Source organism: Flavobacterium muglaense (genome assembly GCF_014305155.1).
In the GTDB taxonomy this organism is placed as follows: Bacteria; Bacteroidota; Bacteroidia; order Flavobacteriales; family Flavobacteriaceae; genus Flavobacterium; species Flavobacterium muglaense.
Genome location: NZ_JACRUK010000003.1, coordinates 26,758 through 48,328, shown reverse-complemented (window position 1 = coordinate 48,328; position 21,571 = coordinate 26,758). Strand labels below are relative to the sequence as shown.

16 protein-coding genes and 1 pseudogene are annotated in these 21,571 nt (G+C 29.4%); 5 read left to right on the top strand and 12 right to left on the bottom strand.

Annotated features, from left to right (window positions below; translation table 11 throughout):
- The 6 genes from H8R24_RS02210 to H8R24_RS02185 form a co-directional block, all read right to left on the bottom strand.
- On the bottom strand, positions 1-3,786 hold the full coding sequence (locus tag H8R24_RS02210; RefSeq protein ID WP_187017022.1) for a type IIG restriction enzyme/methyltransferase: 3,786 nt from the start codon (positions 3,784-3,786) through the stop codon (positions 1-3).
- A 100-nt stretch (positions 3,787-3,886) separates the two neighbouring features.
- On the bottom strand, positions 3,887-4,501 hold the full coding sequence (locus tag H8R24_RS02205; RefSeq protein WP_187017023.1) for a hypothetical protein: 615 nt from the start codon (positions 4,499-4,501) through the stop codon (positions 3,887-3,889).
- Positions 4,502-4,638: 137 nt separating this feature from the next.
- Positions 4,639-4,914 (bottom strand): helix-turn-helix domain-containing protein, encoded by a 276-nt coding sequence (locus H8R24_RS02200; RefSeq protein ID WP_187017024.1) that lies wholly within the window; start codon positions 4,912-4,914, stop codon positions 4,639-4,641.
- 2 nt (positions 4,915-4,916) lie between these two features.
- Entirely contained in the window at positions 4,917-5,213 is a 297-nt protein-coding gene (locus H8R24_RS02195) for a helix-turn-helix domain-containing protein (RefSeq protein WP_187017025.1), read from the bottom strand.
- Positions 5,214-5,305: 92 nt separating this feature from the next.
- A complete protein-coding gene (locus H8R24_RS02190) occupies positions 5,306-6,547 on the bottom strand; it encodes a hypothetical protein (RefSeq protein WP_187017026.1) in 1,242 nt (413 codons plus the stop codon).
- 39 nt (positions 6,548-6,586) lie between these two features.
- A complete protein-coding gene (locus H8R24_RS02185; protein ID WP_187017027.1) occupies positions 6,587-7,888 on the bottom strand; it encodes a site-specific integrase in 1,302 nt (433 codons plus the stop codon).
- Between the two features lie 478 nt (positions 7,889-8,366).
- Between H8R24_RS02185 and H8R24_RS02180 the strand changes: the two genes are divergently transcribed.
- From H8R24_RS02180 to H8R24_RS18030, 5 genes and pseudogenes are all read left to right on the top strand, one after another.
- The gene (locus H8R24_RS02180) at positions 8,367-9,608 is read left to right on the top strand and encodes a site-specific integrase (RefSeq protein WP_187017028.1); all 1,242 of its coding nucleotides are present in this window, start codon (positions 8,367-8,369) and stop codon (positions 9,606-9,608) included.
- Positions 9,609-9,680: 72 nt separating this feature from the next.
- A complete protein-coding gene (locus H8R24_RS02175) occupies positions 9,681-10,199 on the top strand; it encodes a DUF2975 domain-containing protein (protein ID WP_187017029.1) in 519 nt (172 codons plus the stop codon).
- Between the two features lie 2 nt (positions 10,200-10,201).
- Positions 10,202-10,408 (top strand): helix-turn-helix domain-containing protein, encoded by a 207-nt coding sequence (locus H8R24_RS02170; protein WP_187017030.1) that lies wholly within the window; start codon positions 10,202-10,204, stop codon positions 10,406-10,408.
- A 102-nt stretch (positions 10,409-10,510) separates the two neighbouring features.
- Positions 10,511-11,230 (top strand): annotated as a pseudogene (locus H8R24_RS18035) (ABC transporter ATP-binding protein); the annotation flags it as partial.
- The gene (locus H8R24_RS18030) at positions 11,213-12,196 is read left to right on the top strand and encodes a nucleotidyl transferase AbiEii/AbiGii toxin family protein (protein ID WP_222617351.1); all 984 of its coding nucleotides are present in this window, start codon (positions 11,213-11,215) and stop codon (positions 12,194-12,196) included. The pseudogene H8R24_RS18035 and the gene H8R24_RS18030, both read left to right, overlap by 18 nt.
- 191 nt (positions 12,197-12,387) lie before the next feature.
- Here the strand turns inward: H8R24_RS18030 and H8R24_RS02160 are convergent, their stop codons facing one another.
- From H8R24_RS02160 to H8R24_RS02135, 6 genes are all read right to left on the bottom strand, one after another.
- Positions 12,388-13,404: an NAD-dependent epimerase/dehydratase family protein gene (locus tag H8R24_RS02160; RefSeq protein ID WP_187017032.1), complete on the bottom strand. Its 1,017-nt coding sequence runs from the start codon at positions 13,402-13,404 to the stop codon at positions 12,388-12,390.
- 62 nt (positions 13,405-13,466) lie between these two features.
- Positions 13,467-13,949 carry a Crp/Fnr family transcriptional regulator gene (locus H8R24_RS02155; protein WP_225876756.1) on the bottom strand — a complete coding sequence of 161 codons (483 nt, stop codon included), beginning with the start codon at positions 13,947-13,949 and terminating at the stop codon, positions 13,467-13,469.
- Positions 13,950-14,994: 1,045 nt separating this feature from the next.
- Positions 14,995-18,657, bottom strand: a complete 3,663-nt coding sequence (locus H8R24_RS02150) for an nSTAND3 domain-containing NTPase (protein WP_187017033.1) — start codon at positions 18,655-18,657, stop codon at positions 14,995-14,997.
- Between the two features lie 324 nt (positions 18,658-18,981).
- Complete coding sequence (locus H8R24_RS02145) at positions 18,982-19,650, bottom strand: hypothetical protein (RefSeq protein WP_187017034.1); 669 nt, start codon at positions 19,648-19,650, stop codon at positions 18,982-18,984.
- A gap of 3 nt (positions 19,651-19,653) precedes the next feature.
- Positions 19,654-20,598, bottom strand: a complete 945-nt coding sequence (locus tag H8R24_RS02140) for a HipA domain-containing protein (RefSeq protein WP_187017035.1) — start codon at positions 20,596-20,598, stop codon at positions 19,654-19,656.
- Positions 20,599-20,844: 246 nt separating this feature from the next.
- Positions 20,845-21,078, bottom strand: a complete 234-nt coding sequence (locus H8R24_RS02135) for a helix-turn-helix domain-containing protein (protein ID WP_187017036.1) — start codon at positions 21,076-21,078, stop codon at positions 20,845-20,847.
- Positions 21,079-21,571: the final 493 nt, after the last annotated feature.

The window sequence follows — 21,571 nt, the reverse complement described above, 5'->3', positions numbered from 1 at the left end:
TTAACTATTCTCTACAATATTAATTTCTTCCTCTGTTAAGCCATACAGAGTATACACCATTGCATCTATTTCTTTTTCTAGGGTTGTGGTATCTGCTTCTGGGTTGTCTTGTTTTAAGGCTAATATTTGGTCTACTTTGTCTATGAATGGTTGTTGTTGAATTACTTCAATTTCTTTAAGTGGAAATTCATCAATTGTAGCTTTCTTTAAAGTATATGCACCACCTGCTGTCATAACACCTATTTTTGAAAATAAGAACTTCATTAAATTTGAGTTTAATACTGCTAAAATATAATTAAGGTGTAAATCTTCTGATACTAACATAAAACCTCCACTTGATAAATAATGTTTATCATAATCTAATGCAAAACCCCAATTAGCTGCTGTTAAAGGCCATACAATTTTATTCTTATCAAAATTTTGGAAATATGCAATATTATCTTGAATTTCAAACCATTCGTATTTACCAGGCTTTCTTCCTCTTTTATCATTATTTTCTTTAGGCTTTAAATCTTTATAAAATCTTTGTAAATAATCTTTAATTGATTGATTAGATTCAATATCATAACCTCTTTTAGTAAAAATTAAATTTAAATTCGTTTTAGTTAGAAAGTACTTTTTAATATTTGCCCCTTTTATTAAAGGTTTGATATCGTCTGATAAATTTAAAGTTGATTTAATATCATTGTCTATAATAAATGCTGGATCAAACCCTGTTGTTACACCTCTTTTTATATCAATAGTATTTATGTCCTTAATTTTACTACTATTTAAAAATAGTTTTTTTAGTAATATGTTTTCTTTTTGATTTGAAAAATTCCAACTATCAGAATCAATATCATTTTTTAAAATTACTTTATTTCTCTCTTTAATTAAATTTTCAAATTCATGTGTTGGAGACTTTTCTTTATTAAATTCAACAAAACTAAAATCTTCTTTATTTTTATTTTTCTCTAACACAATAATTAAACTAGAAACTAAAGCTTCATCAAATATTGGAACCTGTTCAAAGTTAATTATTGAATAAATTTTATTGTCTGAAATAAATTCTCGTAAAGGTTTACCATATTCCGTTCTAAAGAATTTATTAGTATTTATGTATGAGAATAAACCATTACTTTTTAAAACATTTAATCCTAATTCAAAAAAGTAACTACTTAAATCGGAACTACTGTAATATACTTTATAATTTTCTTTTAAATATGAACTTATTGCAGCTAATTTTTTAGCGTCGATATAAGGAGGGTTTCCAATTATTGCATCAAAACCTAAATAATTACCTTTATCATCCAACACTTCAGGAAATTCAAAACGCCACTCAAAAGCATTGTTATAAATAGCATTGTTTATGGTATCTTCTTTTTCTTGTGCAAAGGTATCGGCATCGGCTTTTAACTTTTTAAGTTTGTCTTTTTCGGCTTTTTTAATTTTTTCGCCAAAAAGTGCTAAATTATCCAGCCGTTGTTTTTCGTTTTCATAAGTACCCACAGCTTTAGATACTTTGTCGATAAATTTATTGTCTAGTGTACTTTTAAAGTTATTTTTTACTTCGTTTATTATTTCTAATACTTGGTATTTTTCTTCTTTACTGTTAGAGTTTTTATAATCGTTTACGGCTTTTTTATAGTCGGTAAAATTGTATTTGACATCTTTACCTTTAAAGGCATCTTTTAAATCGTCTTGCAAATCGAAACGGCTTATTAAAGAGTTACCACATTTAATGTTAATATCAATATTTGGTAAAGTTTGTAAAGCAAGTAGCTCGCCTCTCGACTCCGCTCGAGGTGACAAACTCGATATGGCAGTTTGGTTATAGTATGCATTTTTTAATAACTCTATCCATAAACGTAAACGACATATTTTAACAGAGTTGGGGTTAATATCTACACCAAATAAACAGTTTTCTATAAGGGTTTGTTTTTCTTCGAATAAGGTTTTTTGTATGCGTGTACTTTCGGCATCGTTTGGGTTGTATTCAAATAAATTTCCGTTAGCATCTGATATGTATAATTCGTCGTTATCTATTTGTATATCTACACGTAATGGTATTCCTTTTTCGTCTATTAAAATACCTAATTCGTTTTTAATAACAATTAACTCATTAAGCGCTGATACTAAAAAGTGACCTGAACCTACAGCTGGGTCGCAAATACGTAAACTGTTTATAAGAGTATTGAATCGTTTCGAATCATCGGCTTTAAAGAATCGTGAAGAATAGGCTTTTACATCGTCAAAGTTTTCAATGGTATCGTTTTCTTGTTCTTTAAATTTTTGTGCCACTGCTCTTCGAATAGTTTCTTTACACATATACATGGTAATGTATGCTGGTGTATAAAAAGATCCATCTTTATAACCGTTTATTTTTTCGAATATTAATCCTAAAACTGAAGCATTGATTAAGGTTTTTGTTTCTTGCCCTTCAACTATTCCTTCTGTTCCATCGGTTGCAAAATCATAAGCATCTAAAAATTTAAATAAATAATCTAAAGTTTTAAGTTTGCCTTTGAAACGTTTACCATTACTGTCTTTTAATATCGTACTAGGAAATACTTTCATTTCATCATTATTCAATGCTGAAATTTCAAAGGTTTCGTTTTCTAATTCATTTCTTTCAAATAACGAACTATTTAAATACGGTATGTATTTGAATTTATCAGCATATTTGGGATGTCTTTCATCAACTTTTTTTGCTAATGCTGAAAAGAATAAATTGTTCAAAGCATCAAACCCATCATTAAAATCTGAGTTTAAAAATCGATATTCCTTGGCGTTATTGTGGTAGGTAGCTAATTGCGACTCCAATAATTTTAAAAATAATATTCTATTGATCCATGTTAAACATAATTCTAAACCAACATTAAAGGCTTTATCGATTGTGTTTTCTACTGATTTTACATTGCGTAAATAATCTCTATCTTCTAATGTGAAAATGGTATTTTCTAGCAATGAAGCGTAATCTCTTGTTTTGTTATCTTTACGTTGTATTACTTTTTTACCACCATCTGCTACTTCTTCTAAGCCTATAATATGCAATAATTCGTGGTAGAAGTTTTTGTTTAATTGGTTACTGTCGTTTCCAAAGCTATGTCCTAGTAAATGAACATTAGAAAATATTTTAAAGTATGTGTTTAGTTTATTATCGTCTAATGCGTTTAGGTTTACCGTACTGAAATCTAAATGTACAAAAGGTAATTCCTTTTTTACTTCTTCAATATACTTTTTAGCAATTTCAGTATAAAACAATTCATTTTTTGTGGTGTCTTTTAAACCGTCTCTAAATGCTTCGTATTCTTTTATTAAAGCTTTATTCTTATAAAAATAGTTGTAAAAATCTTCTGCTTTAAACAAAAACCATTCGTAACCATTTGTAGCTATTAAGTGTTTTATATTGTTGTTTTTGCCATCTAAACGTTCGCGTAAGTAATATAAAAGTAATTCTTGTAATGCTTTTTTATTTAGGTTGTTTTCTGAAATAAACTCGGCTTTATTACTTGGTTTTTTTGCTTCTATAATTACACCAATATCTGACTTTGCTGTATTGTCTAAATAAATAGCTAAATCAATTCTATCTTTCGTATTGATGTAGTTGTCTCTATAAAAAGTATTGGTAAAGAAATCTTTGAAGTGCGATTTTATATGTTCTTCGCTTTCACCGTTCTCATCACTTAGTTTTATTGCTGCAATACATTCGTTTAGTTTTTGAATAAAAGTAGTTACATCATTTCTTAATGGCTTATGTTTTCTATATGCTGGATTTAAGGCTTTACGTGTATTTATTTTTGTCATTGGGCAAAATCATAATATTATTTGAAAGTCTAAAAATAGTAATCTTTATCTTAAGTCTATTTGTTATTTTTTATTTATTTCCCTTAAGTATCCCTTTATTTTATGTTTTCAGGTTTGTTCGCTTTATGAAATAGAAAAGAGGGCAAACGGTATCAATTAACTGCAAACGGTATTCTCCCTTGTTAAATACGATATTATTTGGGCTATCATTGTATTGTAACACTAATTTCATCAGTTGTTTATCTGGAATTGCATCGCCAAAGTTCTTTTTTAATTTTATGAATTTTTCGTTGTATGCAGCTGTTTTTAATCGTGATGCTGTAGCAATAGAAATATTGAATATTTTATTCACTCCAATAACAGAAACAGGAGCTAATTGTTTTTTATAGTTGAATGTATTGGATAGAAAATGATAGGTACTCCCTTTTATTTGTACGCTTTTCTCTCTTTTTACATACCTCCAAAAGTCCTTATGAAGGTAACCATAAATCACTGCTCCTGTAACTGCTTGTATTTTGTTATAGTTGGATAGATCAATAGGAAATGCTAGTCGCACTTTCCAATCATGAAATTGTCTTATTTTGTCGAATGAATTAATACTGTAATAACCTGTCTTTGCATTGTGGCTGATGAAATTTAACTCTAGTAATCGCTTAATGTAATTGTTTGTTGTTCGTCTTAATTTAATTTGTTCGATGTATTCTATAAATATCAAATCGTCGTTGTTAAGCTTCGCTTTACCTTGCCTAAAAAGTAATTTTAATAAAAGAAAAAACTGTAATTCTTTAGAATATCCAAACTTTTGAGCATCAATAAACATTTCGATAGGAACTGATATGTGAGTAACAATTGCTATTTTTTTTTAAACGGACGATAATTATCGTCTAGCAGTTTGTTTACGTCTTTCATTTTATAATAAATCTTGTTATTGATTTGACTGTAAGCAATTAGTCCTTGTTCTCTCCAATTGGTTGCAGTACCAGGACTGATTTTCATTAAACGCTGAAATTCGTCATTATCAATAAACATATCCTCTGTATATTGTGACTGTCTACTGGTAACTATTTTACTTAGTTCTACTAATCTTTGTTCGATGTTTTTTAAACTCTCTTGAAATGGATGGCTCATCGTTAGGCTTTTTTAGGATTAATACTTATTAGCGCTAATTCTATTTCGGCACGTTTGTATCTGATAAGATTACCAAGGCGATAGGGGTGGAGTATTTTCTTTTTGTTCCAATCAGATAGCGTAACCAAAGACACTTTTAGGATCTCTGATACCTCTTGACGTGTTAGGTATTCTGTGGGTGTAATGGGTTGGAAATTTAGAGCTAGCGATTTAATTTCTGCTCTTACATCAGTTAAGATGCTTTCTTTTAATTCGTCGGGCGAAACTCCGAATACTTGTGTCATTTTACTTTGTTCCATGTTTAACTTATTTATCGTTATTGTTGGTACAAAGAAAAGGAGAGGTTTCTCGTTTTTTATTGTTGGAGTAACTCCAAAGGGTACTCCAGAGGTTACTCCAAGTTGTTTAAAAGTTGCTGAACTTTATCTAAATCTCTTTGATAACCAGCGCCTAATTCAGATTGTTTTAATTCAAGTTTTTCGATTGCAGTTTTTATATTCTTCTCGTTTTTACCTATTAATTGACTAACCAATATTGCTTTTTTAGTATTTGGCATGTTTTCAATTTTAGGTGAATTAAACAAGCCTAATTTGTCTAATAGTATCACTGCTTGATTAACTGTTAATTGATTTGTGTTTTCAGTATTGTTACTTATTTCAACTTTATTTACCATCGTAGCCTGATTTATTTTTTTGCTATTTAAAAAGTCGGTTATTTTTTTTGCTTCCACCATTGCAGCATAACAGTAGAAATCTATTTGAATATCTTCCATTAGGGATCTATCTTCATCATTCCAGAGGTGAAAATTGATAGATTTAGTTATAAAAAAATTTATTTCTTTATTCTCAAGAAATGGGAATTCTAAAGTAGTTGCATTGTATTTAGTAATCCATTTGTCGATGATATTTGGATTGGTAGTAAAATATGGTGTTGAAGAAATTTTATCTTCAATAAAGTCTAAATATGGATTTATCTTTTCGGCTGGTAAGATTAAGAGGTTTTCTTTTATTTCGCTTTTTAGATAATCAGTGTATGCTTTTATTCCAAAATCATAGCATTGAATAAATGTACTTTGATAGATCTCTCTTTCGTTGCTTATTTCCTTTATAAATGCGTTTAAAAAATCGCCTTTGAATGGTTTGGTAATTTGTGGATGAGGTACTTTGTGTGTTGTGTTATTTGTTTTTTTTAATTTTAAAAATGTAATTAATTCGTCGGCATAATATTTACAGAAGTAATTTAAGAAGTCGGTTTGAATTAAAAATGCTTCGTCTTTTTCATGTGAGAAAGGAACCATGTCATTGTAATGCCTATCAATTTTAGATACAATTAGATTTTGCATGAATTTCATGTCTCTAATTTCACTAATTGAAATATTGTACTGGTCTAAGTATTTTTGAATATAAGATATGTCAGCTTCTTTTACATAATCTTGTTTTTCAACTTCGTTGATTAAATAATCTAAGTAATCATTTTTACTTTCGCCTTTGGTTTGCAATTCTAACAGTACTTCTGATTTGATTTCTGTTAGATAATATTTTAAATCAACCATTACGCCAATCGCAGTAGATTTCTTTAAAATTAAATTATTGTCTATGAGTTTTAAAAAGCTTTCGAAGTAAGTTTCGTCCATAAATTGTCGTTATAAAGTTTAAATATAATAAACTTTATCTTACTTTACTACTTTCATTTTTTTCTCTTCAATATCTTGCTCTTCATTTTGTTTGTTCCAGTACTCTTTAAGTTTATCAGCTTTCTCCGTATTTGTAATTTTGATGTATTTTAAAAATTGTGTCTCTGTTTGATGCCCAGTAATAGCCATAATAGTCAAATTGTCTAATTTGCCATACAAGTTGGTAGCAAAGGAACGGCGGCAAATATGCGAGGTTACTAATTCCCATTTATGATACATTCCTTCTTCTTTTCTTTTCGTATCCTTATTAATTTTGGAACCTTGAACTTTGTCTGTAAATCCTGCAACTTCACACAAATCTTTTACATGCTCGTTAAACTTTTGGTCAGAAATAGTTCTAGGAAATCCCTGTCTTTTTTCTAAAATTGCTTTGACTTGATTGTGTAGCGGAATAGTAACCGTTTGACCTGTTTTTTGGGTTTCAATTTCAATGTAACCGTTTTTGATGTTAGCATCTTTTAATCTTAAAAAATCAGAGATTCTCAATCCTGTACGTAATCCAATTATAAATAAATCTCTGGTGTTTTCTAATCGTTCTACTCCTTCAAAATCGTGATTGAATATTTTATTGATTTCTGTATCATTTAAGTAAATGCTATCAGCTGTCACTTTAGGAACAAAAAAGTTTGGATGTTCAATATGTGGATGCACCGGTAAACCTTTCAATTTTGCATCTCTAGCAATTGTTTTTAAGGTTCCGATATAGTTTCCTATCGTTCCTAAATTTATATTTTGTTCTTGGGAAAGATAATTGACAAATTTGTCATAGAATGTTAAGTCTAAGTCTGTGAATTTTAGCTTTGTTTTAAAGCGATTTTCGAACTCTTCTAGCTTGTGTTGTGTTGTTGTGTATTTTGTGATAGTTCCTTTAGCTATGACTTTGTTTTTGCCTTTAATTATCCTTGTGGGAGCATTTTTTATAAAGGTTTCAATGAAAGGAATAAAAAACACCTGGTCTACAGCTGCATCATCAATAGGTCTATTAAAGAAATTAGCAATCTTCTTTTTTAACCAATGCTTGTCCATAAATTCTCCTTTGCTATTATCGGAATTGAATTCGTCAAAAATGAATTTCTCTAATTCGGTTAATTTAGTATTGACTTCATCCTTGGTAGTATCATCAGCTGTAAGTTTGACTTTTTGTTTTGCAGCACTCCATCTTTTAGGTTCTACCTTCAAATCTGTTGTTGCTGTTAAATCGAATTTTCTTCCATTTTTGAAACGCAAAAGTATATTAGTCACGTTTTTTTCGCCTTTAATCAAGTAGTTTATTGTTGCCATTGGTACGGAACTATTAGGTTTTTCAATACTTTAAAGATAATAAATTATCCCCACATAATCCCCACATTGACTTGATTTATACATAATTAGCTTGTTTTTACTTAATTACAATATATCAAAAAACCCTTATTTATAGGTACTTAACAGCTGTTTTGGTATGTTTTGATATGTATAGAAAAGGTAGGCGCTAGTTCCTCTTTCTCCGCTGAAAAAATCCTAAACGGTAGCAAAACCCTGTAAATCTTATGATTTACGGGGTTTTTTCTTTTGCAGACATACCAAATTATTCATTCAATCTTATTTAAATCGAGATAAAATCGAGACCCTAAAAAATTCAAAAATTAGGGTCTCGCTAAATTACCTCAACACTTGCAAACATTAGGTTCAATGACATGTTCAATAACTCGTTCAGTCAATAAACATCTTGTTTGATTTGAAGAAGAAATTTAAATTGAATAATAATTAATTGGTCACCACAATGAAAACAAAAATCACACTTCACTTTTATGCGAAAAGCACAAAAGCCAATGCAAACGGACTACTTCCAATTTATGTAAGATTAACTGTCGATGGTAAACGATTAGAGTTTAGTACCAAAAAGTTTGTAGAAAAATCAAAATGGTCTAGCGAACTATCAAAAATGAAAGGTACAACGGATGAAGCTCGTTCAATCAATAGCTACCTTGATTTAATGAAATCAAAAGTATTAGATGCTCAAATGGAACTACTCCACCGTAATGAACCTTTATCAATTGAAAACTTCAAAAATAAGTTACTTGGAAATGAAGAACGACAAAGAATGTTAGTTCCTATCTTCCAAGACCACAACAACAAAATAAAAGAATTGGTAGGTAAAGAATATGCACCAGGAACTTTAGAACGCTACACAACTTCTTTGAAACATACTATTGAGTTCATGCAATGGAAATATAATATTTCTGATATTGATATTACAAAGATTGATCACGCTTTTATAACCGATTATGAATTCTGGTTAAGAAGTGTTAGAAATTGTGCGAATAACACAGCTGTAAAATACATCAAGAATTTCAATAAAATTATCAAGATATGTTTGGCCAATGACTGGCTAGAAAAAAATCCATTCGCAAACTATAAATCAAAAGTTAAGGAAGTTGAACGTGTGTATTTATCCGAGGAAGAAGTTCAAGCTATAATTGAAAAAGAATTTAAAACAGAAAGACTTTCTTTAGTTCGTGATATTTTCCTTTTTAGCTGCTTTACTGGTTTGGCTTACATAGATGTCAAAAACTTAACAAAGTCGCATATAAGCTTTGGAATTGATGGTGAGAAATGGATATTTACACACAGACAGAAAACAGAAAGTGCTTCTAAAATTCCAATCTTACCAGTAACACAAATGATAATCGACAAATACGAAAATCATCCGCAATCTATCAATCAAGACAAACTACTTCCTATCCTATCCAACCAAAAGATGAATGCTTATCTAAAAGAAATTGCCGGAGTTTGTGAGATAGAAAAAGAATTAACCTTTCATATTGCCCGACATACTTTTGCAACGACAGTAACGCTTACTAATGGTGTTCCAATTGAAAGTGTTAGTAAAATGCTAGGACATAAAAACTTGAGAACTACTCAGCATTATGCTAAAGTATTGGATAGAAAAGTAAGTGAGGATATGAAGATTTTGAAGAACAAGTTTATAATAAACCAAAGTCCTAAATTAATAGCAAAGTAATTTTTAATAATTAATTATTGTTTTATAATAATTAATTATATATTTGCAGAAATAAATTAAATTTCATAGCAAATGAAGAATGTGAAAATTATATCGACCATTTTATTTTATATAACAAGATTTATCGCAATACTCTATTTAGTAACAACTTTTTATTCATTAATTACTTTACTTACAGAATGGAGCTTTACCTCTAAAGATAATGGCAACTATTTTTCTATCTATTATCCATTTACCCAAACCCCGTTCTTAAATGGTGAGAATAATTGGGGTTACAAAACCTTCAATTTCTTAATTCCTATCGCTTTTTATGGATTATTTTTTTTGCTGGTAAGCAATGTTTTCAGTGTTTTTAGAAAAGAAAAGTTATTTACTCAATATGGTGTAATACAATTAAAATATTTTTATTTGGCAAATATTTCTGTGCCACCCTTAACCATTCTATTAGCCAGTATTTTTGCTGGTAAAATTGAAGAAGGTTTAGAATGGGTTGCTGTAATACATTTCTTTTTAGGTGTATTTGCTTATTTTCTTGCGGCAATTTTCAAGCAGGGTTTACATTTACAAAACGAACAAGATTTATACATCTAATCATGCCAATAGTAATAAACATAGACGTCATGCTTGCCAAAAGGAAAATGCAAAGCAAAGAATTGGCAGAAATTCTAAATATTACACCAGCTAATTTATCGATACTAAAAACAGGCAAAGCTAAAGGTATTCGGTTTGATACTTTGGAAGCTATTTGCGGAGCATTAAATTGCCATCCTGGAGATATTATCGAGTACGTAAAAGAGTAAATTCAATCACATATTTTCAATTATATCAACCGCTTAATTGCTGTTGACAGGAATTCTTTTGCTCAAATTTTAATATAAATAATTATCAATAAAAATCAAAAAATGAACAGTTTAACAATTAAAAATCTCACAAAAACGTATGCAAATGGTGTACAAGCGTTGAGTAATATTTCGTTAGAAATTAACAATGGAATGTTTGGTTTGTTAGGTCCAAATGGAGCTGGAAAATCATCATTAATGCGAACAATTGTAGGATTACAATCAGCCGATTCTGGAGAAATTCTTCTAAACGGAATTAATATATTAGAAAACCCTACGTTTATTAAAGAACAATTAGGCTTTTTACCTCAAGATTTCGGTGTATATCCCAAAATATCAGCTTATGATTTATTGAATCACATTGCCATTTTAAAAGGTGTTTCCAACAAGACTGAACGTAAACAGCAAATCAATTCCTTACTGGAAAAAGTAAATTTATCATTTCAAAAAAACAAAGAAGTACATACTTTTTCTGGTGGAATGCGTCAACGGTTTGGTGTAGCACAAGCATTATTAGGAAATCCAAAAATTATTATTGTAGATGAACCAACGGCTGGTTTAGATCCAGAAGAAAGAAATCGTTTTAACGGATTGCTTTCAGAAATTGGCTCAGAAAGAATTGTAATTCTCTCAACACATTTAGTAGAAGATGTTCGGAATCTTTGTTCGCAAATGGCAATTATGAAGAGCGGAAAAGTCATAGCACAAGGAAAACCTAATGATTTTGTCACTGAATTAAAAGGAAAAATTTGGCAAAAAGAGATAATGAATTTACATTTAGACAAAGACAATTTTGAAGGTGCCATTGTTGCCACCGCAGCACATTTTAAAATTCCCGAAATTTTTATAGAGAAAGATTATTGGGTTACTTATGCTTTGCATCAATTGTTTCATTCTGAAGTAAAGGATTTGATTGTATTTAAAGGAGGTACTTCTTTATCCAAATGCTATAAAATTATTGAACGATTTTCTGAAGACGTCGATATGGTTATTGTAAAAAATGATACTGATACAGGAAATGATTTAAAGAGAAAGTTGAAAGCGGTTACTGATGTAGTCGATAAATCTATTCTTGAAGTGGTCCCTAATGATCCTACTACTAAAAAATTGGGAAGTTTAAGAAAAATTGTTTTTTCTTATCCAAAAGTTGGGATGAAAGGCCATTTTGGAGAAGTAAGAGAAAATATAACTTTGGAAGTTTCTCATTTGGGGAATTTTGCCCCCAACAACATAAAACCGATTTGTACTTTTATTGCCGGCTATATTAAAACCACATCTAATTTAGCATTAATTAAACAATTTGGGTTAGAAGATTTCGAAGTCAAAACACTTGCCATTGAGCGCACATTTTGTGAAAAGATAATTAGTTTGATTCGGTTTTCCTATACTGAAAATCCATTACAGGATTTATCTAATAAAGTACGTCATACCTATGATTTACATCAATTACTGCAAGTTGAAGAAATTAACACATTTGTAAATTCCAGTAAATTTGATGTATTGTTATTGCAAGTTGGCATCGACAATGACAAGGCTATTCCTAACAATAAAAACTGGTTGTACCTGCATCCCAAAGAGGCAATTATTTTTAGGAAAACTTCTATGGTTTGGAATGAATTAAAGAAAATTTATACTTCAACTTTTAAAGAATTGGTAACGGGTTCGCTCCCTAATGAAAATGCTGTTTTTGAAACTTTAGTATTTCTTTCTAATCGAATTGCAAAAATGGAGTGGAATATTAAGAAATAGACTTTCACTTGAATTGACCTTTGGGTTGTTCGCCCACGTTTGTGGCTACGAGGTCGTGTAGCCTCGCAGAACACCGCATTCTTTAATGAACGTTTGTTTTTGCGGAAGATTTCGGACAGCTGGGGAACCACACGAAAGGATTGACTTCGTCCAATTTCATTTCGTGTGGTATCAGCGGGAAGTCTTCTTTATCAATTCGCCAAATGAGTCTCCTTATTTTTTAAATATAGCATTGCATCCTTAATCACCTGTTTTGATTTTTTTGGTTTGAAACCCAATTCTTTCCTTGACTTTGAAATTTCAAAGTCTTGTTGAAGCCCTGAAAACATAGCAATATCTTTAGTACTTAATAAAGGTGCTTTGCCATTCATCTTACTTCCAACTTCCATAAACCAAGATATTATAAATAAAATTGGTTTTGGAACTGCTATTGGAAGTTTTATTTTCAAGTCTGGAAATAATTCTTGTGCAATTTTTGTTGTTTCTTTGATGGAAGTACATTTCTCATTCGCTAAAATGTAGCGTTCCCCATTTCTGCCCTTTGTTGCTGCCAAGTAGCAGCCTTCAGCTACATCTTTTACATCAATCCAATTCAGGGTAATATTTGTTTCAACCGGTATTTCTTTTTTAATTATTAAATTTATAATATTGTAAGATACACTTAAAGGCGCAAAAGCAGTACCACCAATCATTGCGGAAGGCAAAACGGCAACTAATTCAATATTATGTTTTTTCGCTAATTCAAATGCCAATTTTTTACCGTCATTTTTTGAGTTGTAATACCAATCTCTCCTATCAGGGTTATACCCAAAACTTTCCTTGGTAGGAAGTTTTGAATAATTTAAAGCAGCAATAGAACTCACATACACAATTCGTTTTACGCCTGCTTCTGCCGAGGCTTCTATACTATTTCTTATGCCTTCCATATTGACATCGTAAATTTCTTTTTTAGGGTCTTTTGCCCAAAGTTTAAAAACTGCCCCTACAGCATAAAAAGTATGTACCCCTTGCAAAGCATTTACCAATGATTGCCTATCTGAAATATCCGATTGGACCACTTCACAATCTAAACCCGTAAATGGTTCTTTGTTTTTAATGTTACGAACAGAAGCCCTTACCGGAATTCCTTTGTTGATAAGCAATCTTACCAAGTTATTGCCAAGATGTCCATTTGCACCTGTAACTAATGCTAAATTTTTCTGTGCCATATTTTTATTTTTAATGATGGTACAAAATTGCAAAGATGTTAACCGAAGCCACTTAACATTTGTTACTTAATTAGCTGTCGCCGTATTCTGCTAAGACTTTGTGGTTTCATGCCGAGAAAAGAAGCGATATATTGAATGGGTACATAATTAAGTATAGTTGGATAGTTGTCCATTAATTTATGATAGCGTTGTTCGGCCGTTAAGGTTGCCAATTCTTTAGAACGGTTCTCATTGTAGGCAATCGACTGCTGAAAAACCGCTATACTAAAGTCTTTAAAAGCCCCACTTTGTTCGTTAAGAAAGTTTAAATCTTTTTTTGTAATTCTCAGTAATTCACATTCTGTAATACATGCTACATTGTCATTTGACTCTGTCTGATTGATGAAGTCAAAATAGGAAGTGATAAATCCAGGAGGACAATTTATATGCGTTGTAATTTCATTACCGTTTTCATTGTAATGGAATAATCGCATAAAACCAGACACTACAAAATATAAATATTTCGGAATTTTTCCTTCTTCTTCAATAACGCTATTTTTAGGCAAAAGTACTGGTTCAAAAATATTCGTTGCACAGTTTAATATCTGTGTCAGAAAGTAAAACTTTTTGGGAAATGATCTCTATTAAATGATTGTGCATTTAGCAAAGATAAAAAATTTGATTTTTAGATTAAAAAATAGCATCCGTTTTTCCTAGATTAAACGGATTTCTAGTTGTTTTAGGTGAAAAATTTGTGCCCATTCATAAATCAGGCTAAAGATGCGTTCCTTTTTTGTTGCTACACAAAACAGCCCGTATTGCTATTTATAAGAACTACCTAAGCTTACACCAAAATTCTGGATAGAAAAGTAAGCGATGGTATGGAATTATTAAAGTCTAAATTAGGCATCTATAAACTGAATAGTACTATCTCGAATGGTACGGATTCATGAGGTTTCCCAGAAATACAATACTTACAGTCCTTTTTTTTCTTAATTAACCTTTGGCAATAAAAGATTTTTTTTGCCAAAGGTTAATTTATAACAAACTTGATTTGCTTATTATTGTGATATCGTTTATTCCACTAAAATACGCATGGTTTTTCTAAATAGTTGACCCTATTTGTAATTTTCAACAACTAAAGTTGTTTATAGCGAACCAATAGTAAAGCAAGTATATTGGGTATGTTTGCCCTCGTTTGTGGCTACGAGGTCGGGAGACCTCGCAGAACAAAGCATTCTTTAATGAACGTATTTTTTATGGAAGAATTCGGACAGCTGGCAGCTGAGAACAAAGCATTCTTTGATAAACGTTTCTTTTTGCGGAAGACTTCAGACATCTGGAACCTCGCAGAACACAGCATTATTTAATGAACGTATTTTTTATGGAAGACTTCGGACAGCTAGGTGACTTCGTATCAATTGATTGCCATTTAACTAAATTGCACGAAAAAATGATTGAACCCTTTAGTAGAAAAAACATTAATTAAAGACCCTAATTTGTCTGCCCTCGTTTGTGCTACGAGGTCGGGAGGCTTCGGTCAGCTAGGTTTTATTGAGTTGTGGAATTGGAGTTCTTGTTTTTTTACACATTTTCAGTTGTTTTTGTTAATTAATCCCACTCACTCACGAATTCTCTTTTTCTTTCGCTTTCAATACTCATTTTCGAATACATAATATTTCGATTAATAATTTCTATGAACTCGTAATAGTTTATATTATTTTGTTCTACAAGAAAATCTCTCACTTTTTCTAATTGGGATAGTTCAAATTGCATATTTGGCAACCTACTACCCATTGTAACTCCAGGGGAAATATAAAAATCAAGTTTTTTGAAAAGGTCTGAATCACAATTTTTATCTAAAATTATTTTGAGAAAATCTAACATTTTATCTTTGTAGATGCTACTAATGATATTGAATATCAATTCAATAATTTTTTTATTTCCAGTTTTCAGCAATTGATTATGCAAAAAATCAATTGCTTTTTGGCTATCTCCTTTAAATACGCTTGAAAATTCTGAAGCTCGATGAAGAGAAAGACTTTTAAAATTCACTAAATAATTAATCATATTTTCAAAGACTATTCCATAGTTATTCAAATCCCAGAGTTTCTTAAAATCATTTTCATCAAAATCTCTTCTTGACAAATAGTCTCTATCAGCAAAATTATATTTCAATAAGTCAATTATAAAATGTGGGTTTATTAATAAAATTATCTTTAATACCTTTAGATCATAATCAAAATGTCTTCTTGATTTATCTAAATACAAGTAAATCTTTTCAATCTTTTTTAAGTTTTTTATGAAAGCGGATTGATATTGATCGTTAATAATTATGAAAAAGTCACCGTACATAAACATATTATCATTTAATTCTGTTTTTAGAATTATAATATCAAGTAGCTTTTCAATTTCAAATTCAAAATTCAAGTCTAAATCAGAAATCTTTTTCAGAATATCGTCAATAAAACTAATGGTTTTAAAATCATCTTTTTGTATTATCCCGACAATATAATTATAGTCCTCTATTTTTATATACTCATTTGGGATTCTTGTAAAAAACTCTAATAAATAAATATCAATATTTACAGTGTTTTTTAATACTGATTGTAATATTTTGACTTTATCTATATCAAAATTTATATTTGATATTATTTTCCTAAAATATAGATGTTTTGAATATTCATACTCAAATACCTTTTTCAACACCTTAATAAATAAATTAAAATCTTTATTAGCAAGATTTTCAAATGTATCCGAAACGGGGCTAGTTATTGTATCAAAACAAGAATAATTACCATACTTGTTCTCATAAATTATATTCAAGGAATGCATTAAATCTATATAGTCATCAAAAGTATAATCTGAAAAATTATTAATTATCTTTTCTTTTCGTTCAAATTTTTCGTCTAACAATAACCATAATCTAAACTCTTTTGAGCTGACAAGATCTTTCACCTCTTTCTTGATCTTGATTTTTAAATACCCAAGTTTCCTTATATAATTGTGGATAATTGAAGATTCTCTGAATTCTCCATTATTAAAATTTTCTTCAAAAAAAGGAATTATCAGTTTTCTATCAAAATTGATTACTGTTTTCTCATTTTGATGAAGGTGTGAATATCTATGTTTTTCAAAGAAATCATATACACTGTCTTTTAATTCTGCATTTTTATAACAATTGAAAATGAATTCAAAAAGTTTAGTTCTAAAATTCTTTTGCTCTTCATTGAGTACAATATATTCCTGATTAAAATAGAATTGCCTGCCATTTCCACCATAATAACATTCGTAGCTATCAATTAGGTATTTATCGGCTATAAATAGAATGATTTTCGAATAAAAAAGACTGTTTTCATTCACCTTTGAGTATAAAAAATTAAAAAGATTTATTTGAATTTTATAATCAGATTCATAGCTAAATCTTTTATATGTAAATGATTGTGTGAAAACTTTTAATATTTTGGCAAATCTTAGTTCGCTAGATAATCCATACTTTAATAATAATGTCAAAGCAACTTCAAACTTGTCAGGCAGGTTTTGAAAACTCACTAAAAGACTGATTATTTTATCGTCATACAATTCTGAAGAATTGTCTTTGTAAATTTCAAACTTAAGATTATCTATCTCAAAAGCAGTTTCTGAACTTATAATTTTGTTTATAAATACTATTGTTTCAGTTTCTAAATAAAACCAAAAGCTTTCTAAAAATTTTATTGATTTATGCTGGTCTTCTTGAATAGAATTCCATTTTTGATTAACATCATACAATATAAAATCTTTTATTTCATGAAAACCATAATTACTAATTATTGGATTTAAAAGAGACATCAACGAAATTTTACGTTCGTCAAAGTATAAATTCAATAGTTGTTTAAAGGGAATGTGCTGTTCTTTAATGAAAATTAAATAGAAAATATATTCTCCAAGAATCTGGTCAGCAATTTTATAGGTGTTTTTGTATTCGTCAGCAATTTCATTTTTTACTAATAAGCTTAATTTCTCTACTAATTCATTTTTGGTAATATCAAAATGCTTTGAAATTTCATCAATCACACCTGAATTAGAAACATCAATAGATCTAAAAAGCGTTAGTATTCCGGCAGTCTTTAATAAAACTAGGTCATCTTTTATAGTATTGTTAGCAGAAGAAAAATACTCTTCTAATATTAGCGATGCTTTCGTAAGTTTTTCAATTTCATTATTTATCCCAGCTATAGCTCCCATTAGGGCAATTCTTGGGTTTCCTTTTGAAATTGAATGTATTTTATCTGTATAATAATCATTAATATTGAATTCAGGCGATTGCAAGATTTTTGCTAATTCAGATTTCTCAAAATTTGCTAACTCAATTAAACCGTTTTCCTTGAGCTGATATTCAATTTCTTGTTTCAAATAATTCCTAACAGTCATTATAATTTTAATGTCACCTGAATTGAATTCGTTTTTAAAATGTATAATTGAAGTTAAATTACTTTTGAGTTTATTAGCATCATCAACAACAATTATATATTTCTTGTTTTTTGTGATTTGTATTTTTAAATCATCCCAAATTAGCTGATTATTATTTCTAATATATTTTACAATATATCCTGGATTACTTTTCAAATAATTTGTAACTAACTGTATTGAAAATTTGGTTTTACCTACACCTGCTTGTCCAGTAATTAATACAAAATCATATTGCTGTAGCAGTTCTATGCCTTTATCTAGTTCTGTTTCTCTATTAAAAAAGGCATTTGATAAAGGTGTAGCAAATTTTGATTTTTCATACTGAATTACAAATTCACTCATTTCTAAAATTTGACCTGTATCGATAGTCAATCCTAGTTCTTTGGACAAAGAAGGGAAATCTCTAAAAATGATAGTCGCAAAAGCATCTAAACCAATTACTTCTAGTTTAGTATATTCATTTATTGAGTTTTTGTGTTCATTCAGTTCTTCTTGAATTTTCGTTGTAATTTCTTGATTACAGATTAAAATAATTCTAATTATTTTATCTGAAGAAATATCATTTTGATTGAAACAATGTTCAATGTCCTTTTTTAGCTTTGGAACTAATTGATTTTTATCAATGGTTGTAATCTCGCTAAATATATAAGAATCATTATCCGAAATAAAATTATCGGGAGTGCCTTTCTTTGACTTTTCTTTTCCAACAACTAAACCAGTCGGATTTACAATTGGATACCTATAACCAAGGTATAATCTACAAATATTGGCAAATTTATCTGGATTGCAACTTAATAGTGCTTGTTCTATACTTGTTATCATTGTAATGATTTAGATTACAAAAATAACTATAAATTTCTATTTCCTTTTATCATTTAAATCACTTTCAAACCCAATTAAATTAAATTAATCATTACTGGACATCAATCTTGCCTATATGCCCTACTCCAGCAATCCAGATTACAACTACCCCTATTATCTCATACCATTTCCTTCAAAGATAAAATGGTAATTTCAGTGATAAAACATATTAAATTCTAATGCTCTCAATTTGACAATTTTTTTTTCAAAATAAACAAGTAACAGAAAAGCACAAAAAAAGATGCTTCACAGCATCTTTTTGTTTTATAACATTGATTAAATTAATTATAACACTTTAATGGAATAATAAATCTGATTCATTTTTCCATTTTTTTCTACGTTTGTTACATTAATTTCAACTTCTTCATTTTTAACTTTATGAAAAAATAAATTATGTCCTCTTTTAACAAAACCTAGACAATTAATTCCTTTAAAAATTTTCACCGCATTTTTGTCAAATTTATTTTCTGAATCAAGCTCAAATCTAAGTTTATCTCCTATTTCGACACAATCATTTTTTAAACTAAGATGTGTTAATGCTGCAATATTTGAAATAAAATTAATCCCTATTCCGTTATGCTTTTTAGGAAATTCTGCTAAAAATTCAAATGTATCCGTAGCTAATTCACCCTGCGTAATTCCTAATTCATCAAACCAGTCAAGTCCCTCTATATTTGCATTCCAAAAAGAAAGATAATCATATCTATCCGCTCTTGTTTTAGGCATAAGCCTTAGACTTAACGCTGTTTTTAAATTAATACTGTATTCTTTGTCTAAATCTGGAAATTCAGGGTAATTTAAAAAGCCTTCGGAAATAGCTTTTTCAACCTCTTCTTGTTGATATTTAAACACAATCGCATCCCCTGTTGGAATTTCTCTGGTTAAAATTCCAACTAAAAAACGACTTTTCCCTTTTCCTTGTCGCCAACTTAAATAAATTTTTTTTAGTATCATAATTTAGAAGTCATTCAAAAGCTTCTCAATTCTTAATTTTATTAACTTAATAACTAACTCTTTTCTTTTTGGAGTCAAGTCGTATATTTTATTTGCAAATATAACACCATTATCAATGTTATTTACAATGTCTTCAATTATGTTTTCATTATATTTTTTTCTGACCCTAAAAATTGCATTCTCAATCGGTATTGGATAATTTTGAAATATTCGTTTTAATAGTTCAATATGAGGCATTGATTCACCAAACCACTTAACATGAGACACTGCTTTTTCTCCAAATAAATATTTTTCAAGTATTTTATCATCTTCTAAAAAATTATCAATTTTATCTTCTATTACATTATAAGCTAAACAATTTCCATTATCAAATAAAGGCGAAAATCGCCCAGTAACTTCTAAAGATAAATCTATTTTTTTTCTAAAACCAAGATATTTTTGCTTTGATTTTTTAAAACTAATTTCTCTTATAAGTGCCCAATTTTGCTGATGACGATCTCGGTTTCCAATAATACTGTCAAAAACAAGCATTTCAATAAAATCATTTAAAAGCAATGTGTATGTGATGTCTGATTTAAAATATTCTTCTACTAATTGAAAAGTATGATCTGTACCTTTTTTAGTTTCAAATTCAGGTAAAATCCTTATTAAAAGTTGTTGTCCATGCATTAATTCTTCTGTGAATCCTGTAGTCATTGAAGGGGATAAACAACCTCCGAGTCCATCTAATATTGCAGGTTGATATTCTAGTACATTAAATCCAAATTCTTGACCGATATTATAAGCGATAATTTCATTCCAAAATTCCCAAGGGTATTTTTCCTTTGGTTCTTTAAAATAAAATAAATTATAATTTTCAGGATGCAATACAACCTTTTTAATTCTCTTTCCAATAGGAACGAATCTTTGATTTCCTGAAGGCCATTTTGAAATATCAATTAGTTCCAAGTGTTTCCAAATTTAAGTAAAAATCAATAAGTATATTTATATGATTGCATTATTTTTTTATTGTTAATAGAAATTAATTACTATTTCATTCTATCTTTGAAAGATAATATCAATTCAAGTTTATTCTTTTTTTACAATATCAAATTCACCTTTTTTGATAACTTTTAATCCCAAATTGACAAGTATTTCTTCTCTATAAAATAATTAAAGATGCCTTTAGCATCCTTTTAATTAGTCATAACACCTTTAAAAATCAAAAAAGTCTTTTAAAGTTATCCCTAACATATTGCAGAATTTATTAATAGTATATATAGTAACACCTCTTTTATTATTACTTTCCCATCTATTTATAATTTGTCTATCAATATCGTGTTTCTGTGCAAATTCAGACTGTGTAAGGCCAGTCTTGATACGGAGCGACTGGATCCTATCCGCTATTTTATTTTTTAAAATTATATCATCTTTTTCTAATTCTGCCATAGTGCAATTTTGCTCTATTTTTAAAAATTTATGTAATCCATTTGGATTACAAATGTTTTTTGCATAAATTTGTTTTTAATATTAAATTTGCGATTCTTCAAATACAATATTGAAGCATTCGCTTTGAATCTCGATCCGAAAACTGGTAATTTTATGCAACGAGATGATAAGTAAGATGCTCACGTCCTATGGCGTGGGCTCACTTATTGTTGCAAGGTATACCAGTACCCCGGTCGATAAGCTGAGTTCCATGCCATTTTTTATTCCATTGGTTCCTCACTTCCATTCTTAGCACTGTTTCTTTTTTAAGTTTCGCAATACATCATTTGTTTATTGAATTAGTTGGGAAAGACATCGTCTACGCTTGGCTCCAACAAGCAAGGGCGGTGGACTTTCCTTTTCAAAAACCCTTTAAACCCAAATGCCTATGAAGCAGTGAGCAGATGGCAGTGGTCAGTAATCAGTGGTTAGAAGGCAGAAGTTATCTGGTTTG

Excerpts from the sequence above, each read along its gene's own strand:
- H8R24_RS02135 (WP_187017036.1), bottom strand. The coding sequence starts at position 21,078 with ATGGCAGAATTAGAAAAAGATGATATAATTTTAAAAAATAAAATAGCG.
- H8R24_RS02145 (WP_187017034.1), bottom strand. The coding sequence starts at position 19,650 with ATGATACTAAAAAAAATTTATTTAAGTTGGCGACAAGGAAAAGGGAAA.
- H8R24_RS02200 (WP_187017024.1), bottom strand. The coding sequence starts at position 4,914 with ATGAGCCATCCATTTCAAGAGAGTTTAAAAAACATCGAACAAAGATTA.
- H8R24_RS02195 (WP_187017025.1), bottom strand. The coding sequence starts at position 5,213 with ATGGAACAAAGTAAAATGACACAAGTATTCGGAGTTTCGCCCGACGAA.
- H8R24_RS02160 (WP_187017032.1), bottom strand. The coding sequence starts at position 13,404 with ATGGCACAGAAAAATTTAGCATTAGTTACAGGTGCAAATGGACATCTT.
- H8R24_RS02210 (WP_187017022.1), bottom strand. The coding sequence starts at position 3,786 with ATGACAAAAATAAATACACGTAAAGCCTTAAATCCAGCATATAGAAAA.
- H8R24_RS18030 (WP_222617351.1), top strand. The coding sequence starts at position 11,213 with ATGAATTTACATTTAGACAAAGACAATTTTGAAGGTGCCATTGTTGCC.
- H8R24_RS02185 (WP_187017027.1), bottom strand. The coding sequence starts at position 7,888 with ATGGCAACAATAAACTACTTGATTAAAGGCGAAAAAAACGTGACTAAT.
- H8R24_RS02170 (WP_187017030.1), top strand. The coding sequence starts at position 10,202 with ATGCCAATAGTAATAAACATAGACGTCATGCTTGCCAAAAGGAAAATG.
- H8R24_RS02180 (WP_187017028.1), top strand. The coding sequence starts at position 8,367 with ATGAAAACAAAAATCACACTTCACTTTTATGCGAAAAGCACAAAAGCC.
- H8R24_RS02175 (WP_187017029.1), top strand. The coding sequence starts at position 9,681 with ATGAAGAATGTGAAAATTATATCGACCATTTTATTTTATATAACAAGA.
- H8R24_RS02150 (WP_187017033.1), bottom strand. The coding sequence starts at position 18,657 with ATGATAACAAGTATAGAACAAGCACTATTAAGTTGCAATCCAGATAAA.
- H8R24_RS02190 (WP_187017026.1), bottom strand. The coding sequence starts at position 6,547 with ATGGACGAAACTTACTTCGAAAGCTTTTTAAAACTCATAGACAATAAT.